We start from the raw sequence: 3,677 nt of genomic DNA, 5'->3' as shown, positions 1-3,677 counted from the left end.
CACCGGCCCCGCCGCGCTCGTCAGCCGGTCCCGCCGCCCCACGCGCCACCGGTCCCGCGCGCGTCGCCTGACCGCCACGCGCCACCGGTCCCACCGCCCCACGCGTCACCGGCTCCGCCGCGCTCGTCAGCCGGTACCGCCGCCCCACGCGCGCAACTGGTCCCGCCGCGCACGCGTCACCCGTCCGCCGCGCACACGTCACCCGTCCCGCCACGTCCCCGGTCCCGCCACGCGCGCCACCGGTCCCGCCGCGCACACGTCACCCGTCCGCCATGCGCGCGTCCCGGACCGCCACGCGCCACCGGTCCCGCCATCCGTGCGCCACCGGGCCCGCCGTGCGGGCGTCGCCGGTCGCGCCGTGCGGGCGCGGATCCGCTGTCGGCCGTGCGTCCATCCGTCGGCATCCGGGCACGCATACTCACCCGCCCCTCCCGTACCCTCGACTGCATGTCGCTCTACGCCGCGTACGCCGGCAACCTCGACCCGCGGCTGATGTCGCGCCGCGCCCCGCATTCGCCGCTGCGCGGAACGGGCTGGATCAACGACTGGCGGCTGACCTTCGGCGGCGAGCAGATGGGCTGGGAGGGCGCCCTCGCCACCGTCGTGGAAGCGCCCCGCCAGCAGGTCTTCGTCGCCCTCTACGACATCGCGCCGCTGGACGAGGACTCCATGGACCGGTGGGAGGGTGTCGGGCTCGACATCTACCGCCGGATGCGGATCCGCGTGCACACCCTGGACGGCGAGGAAGCCGCCTGGTGCTACGTGCTGAACGGGTACGAGGGCGGCCTGCCGTCCGCGCGCTACCTGGGCGAGATCGCCGACGCCGCCGAGTCCGCGGGCGCCCCGCACGACTACGTGATGGAGCTGCGCAAGCGCCCCTGCTGAGGGATCGGCGGATCCGGGGCCCTCCGGACGATTCGGCGGAAACGACAAGGCAACGATCCGAACACCGTGAGCAGCGCCATCTACGCGCGTAGGCGATTCCGGGCTACGCTCTTCTGCGTGAACGCATCTGTTACCGACCCCCACGCCGCCGCAGACGCCGCCGCCGCGCGCCTGCGCGAGCTCACCGGCGCCGAGTCCCACGACGTCGCCCTCGTCATGGGCTCCGGCTGGGCTCCCGCCGCGGAGGCGCTGGGCGCCCCCGAGTCCGAATTCCCCGTCACCGAGCTGCCCGGCTTCCCGCCGGCCGCCGTCGAAGGCCACGGCGGCAAGATCCGCTCGTACAAGATCGGCGACAAGCGCGCGCTGGTCTTCCTCGGCCGCACCCACTTCTACGAGGGCCGTGGCGTCGCCGCCGTCGCCCACGGTGTCCGCACCGCCGTCGCCGCGGGCTGCAAGACCATCGTGCTGACCAACGGCTGCGGCGGTCTGCGCGAGGGCATGCAGCCCGGCCAGCCGGTCCTGATCAGCGACCACCTGAACCTGACCGCGGCCTCGCCCATCATCGGCGCGAACTTCGTGGACCTGACCGACCTGTACTCGCCGAAGCTGCGCGCGATGTGCAAGGAGATCGACCCCACCCTGGAAGAGGGCGTGTACGCCCAGTTCCCCGGCCCGCACTACGAGACCCCGGCCGAGATCAACATGGTCCGCGTCCTGGGCGCCGACCTGGTCGGCATGTCCACGGTGCTGGAGGCCATCGCCGCCCGCGAGGCCGGCGCCGAGGTGCTCGGCATCTCCCTGGTCACCAACCTGGCGGCGGGCCTGTCCGGCGAGCCGCTGAACCACGAAGAGGTCCTCCAGGCGGGCCGCGACTCGGCCGCGCGCATGGGCACGCTGCTGACCCAGGTCCTCGCCCGCATCTGACAAACGGGCACAGGACAGGCACAGGCACCGTACGAGAGGTAAGGCGGAAGTAGTGCAGGAACAGGACGACCTGATCACCCGGGCCCGGGCCTGGCTGGCCGAGGACCCCGACCGGGAGACGGCGGACGAGCTGGCGCGGCTCATCGAGGCGGACGACACCGCCGAGCTGGCCGACCGGTTCTCCGGCACCCTCCAGTTCGGCACCGCCGGGCTGCGCGGCGAGCTCGGCGCCGGCCCGATGCGGATGAACCGCTCCGTGGTCATCCGGGCCGCGGCGGGCCTCGCCGCGTACCTGAAGGCCGAGGGCCACACCGGCGGCCTGGTCGTGATCGGCTACGACGCGCGCTACAAGTCCGCGGACTTCGCCCGCGACACCGCCGCCGTGATGACCGGCGCGGGCCTGCGCGCCGCCGTCCTGCCCCGTCCGCTGCCGACGCCCGTCCTCGCGTACGCCATTCGGCACCTCGGTGCCGTCGCCGGCGTCGAGGTGACCGCGAGCCACAACCCGCCCCGGGACAACGGCTACAAGGTCTACCTCGGCGACGGCTCCCAGATCGTGTCCCCCGCGGACACGAAGATCGCGGTCGAGATCGACCGCGTGACGACGCTCGCGTCCGTCCCGCGGCCCGACTCCGGCTGGGAGGAACTCGGCGACGAGGTCCTGGAGGCGTACCTGGCCCGTACGGACGCCGTCCTGACCCCGGGCTCCGCCCGCGGCGTGCGGACCGTCTACACGGCCATGCACGGCGTCGGCAAGGACGTCGTCCTGGCGGCCTTCGCCCGGCACGGCTTCCCCGAGCCGGTGCTCGTCGCCGAGCAGGCGGAGCCGGACCCGGCCTTCCCGACGGTGGCGTTCCCGAACCCGGAGGAGCCGGGCGCCATGGACCTGGCCTTCGCCAAGGCCTCCGAGGTCCAGCCGGACATCGTCATCGCGAACGACCCGGACGCCGACCGCTGCGCCGTGGCCGTCCCCGACAACGGCGGCTGGCGGATGCTGCGCGGCGACGAGGTCGGCGCGCTGCTCGCCGCCCACCTGGTGCACAAGGGCGCGACCGGCGTCTTCGCCGAGTCGATCGTCTCCTCCAGCCTCCTGGGCCGGATCGCGGAGGCGGCCGGCGTCGGCCACGAGGAGACCCTGACGGGCTTCAAGTGGATCGCCCGCGTCGACGGCCTGCGCTACGGCTACGAGGAGGCGCTCGGCTACTGCGTGGACCCGGAGGGCGTCCGCGACAAGGACGGCGTCACCGCCGCCCTGCTGGTGGCGGAGCTGGCCTCCGAGCTCAAGGAGCAGGGCCGCACCCTGACCGACCTGCTGGACGACCTGGCGATGGCCCACGGCCTGCACCACACCGACCAGCTGTCGGTCCGCGTGGAGGACCTGTCGATCATCGCGAACGCGATGGCCGCACTGCGCGCCGAGCCCCCGGCCTCCCTGGCGGGCCTGCGCGTCGTCTCCGCGGAGGACCTGAACCAGGGCACGGCCACCCTCCCGCCCACCGACGGCCTGCGCTACTACCTGGAGGGCGACTACAAGGCCCGGGTGATCTGCCGCCCGTCCGGCACGGAGCCCAAGCTGAAGTGCTACCTGGAGGTCGTCGTCCCGGTGGCCGAGGCCTCCGACCTCGCGCCGGCCCGCGTCCGCGGCCAGGAAGTCCTGGACGCGGTCAAGAAGGACCTCGCGGCGGCCATGGGCCTCTGAGCCGCAGCACTGCCCGCTGACATGGACGGACCCCGGACCTCGCGGTCCGGGGTCCGTTCTTTTGGCTCCGGCAGTCGTTCTTTTGGCTCCGGCAGTCGTTCGACGGTCAGGCCGGTGGTCGGCTGATGTACGGACGTAACCTGCGAGGAGGGGGCGTCGCGGGTGGGGG

General features: G+C 73.6%; 3 protein-coding genes. All 3 read left to right on the top strand.

Annotation, left to right across the window (positions count from 1 at the left end; translation table 11 throughout):
• Window positions 1-447: 447 nt before the first annotated feature.
• A complete protein-coding gene (locus HYE82_RS34960; protein ID WP_179178250.1) occupies window positions 448-885 on the top strand; it encodes a gamma-glutamylcyclotransferase in 438 nt (145 codons plus the stop codon).
• A gap of 117 nt (window positions 886-1,002) precedes the next feature.
• A complete protein-coding gene (locus tag HYE82_RS34955; protein ID WP_179178249.1) occupies window positions 1,003-1,809 on the top strand; it encodes a purine-nucleoside phosphorylase in 807 nt (268 codons plus the stop codon).
• A 52-nt stretch (window positions 1,810-1,861) separates the two neighbouring features.
• Window positions 1,862-3,508: a phospho-sugar mutase gene (locus HYE82_RS34950; protein WP_179178248.1), complete on the top strand. Its 1,647-nt coding sequence runs from the start codon at window positions 1,862-1,864 to the stop codon at window positions 3,506-3,508.
• Window positions 3,509-3,677: the final 169 nt, after the last annotated feature.

Origin of the sequence: Streptomyces sp. BR123 (genome assembly GCF_013401435.1) — a bacterium.
Classification (GTDB): domain Bacteria; phylum Actinomycetota; class Actinomycetes; order Streptomycetales; family Streptomycetaceae; genus Streptomyces.
This window is presented reverse-complemented; position numbering and strand designations above follow the sequence as displayed.

Bases quoted from the DNA above. Each gene is read 5' to 3' on its own strand.
- HYE82_RS34960 (WP_179178250.1), top strand. From the start codon at position 448: ATGTCGCTCTACGCCGCGTACGCCGGCAACCTCGACCCGCGGCTGATG.